This is a genomic window from Haloferax sp. Atlit-10N (assembly GCF_003586325.1).
In the GTDB taxonomy this organism is placed as follows: domain Archaea; phylum Halobacteriota; class Halobacteria; order Halobacteriales; family Haloferacaceae; genus Haloferax; species Haloferax prahovense.
Genome location: NZ_PSYX01000113.1, coordinates 1 through 524, shown reverse-complemented (window position 1 = coordinate 524; position 524 = coordinate 1). Strand labels below are relative to the sequence as shown.

The 524-nt window shown below is 63.5% G+C and carries 1 protein-coding gene; it reads right to left on the bottom strand.

Features of this window, described 5'->3' with window-relative positions; translation table 11 throughout:
- Positions 1-473 (bottom strand): NAD(P)-dependent oxidoreductase (locus C5B91_RS21425; RefSeq protein ID WP_119713042.1); only part of this gene is annotated, 473 nt, incomplete at its 3' end.
- Positions 474-524 lie beyond the last annotated feature (51 nt).

The window sequence follows — 524 nt, the reverse complement described above, 5'->3', positions numbered from 1 at the left end:
CGCATATCGTAGTGGTGGTGGAAGTACTCCGCGTAGCGCTCCCGGGCGAGTTTCGACGCTTCGTAGCCCGTGCGCGCCTCGACCGGCATCTCTTCCGGCGAGGGCTCGGTCCGCGAGCCGTAAATCGAGGAGGTTGAGGCGTAGACGACGGTGTCACAGCCGTCGTTTCGCGCCTGCTCGACCGTATTCACGAAGCCTTCGACGTTGACGCGCGCGCCCTTCGTCGGGTTCTCCTCATGCATCTTGTACGACGACAGCGCCGCCAGATGGAACACCACGTCCACGTCGTCGGTCGGGAGGTCGTCGTCGAGCACGCTCGCGTCGTGGAACTCCACGGCGTCGTCGAGATTCTCGGGCGTGCCGAGGTAGAGGTCGTCGACGGCGACGACCTCGTTTTCGTCGGCGAGATGGTTCGCGAGATTCGAACCGATGAAGCCGGCACCGCCGGTCACGAGGACTCGTTTCCCGTTCATGTGCTACCGGAGTCTCGTGAGCCGTATAGTGCTATCGACAGCATCGAGGCC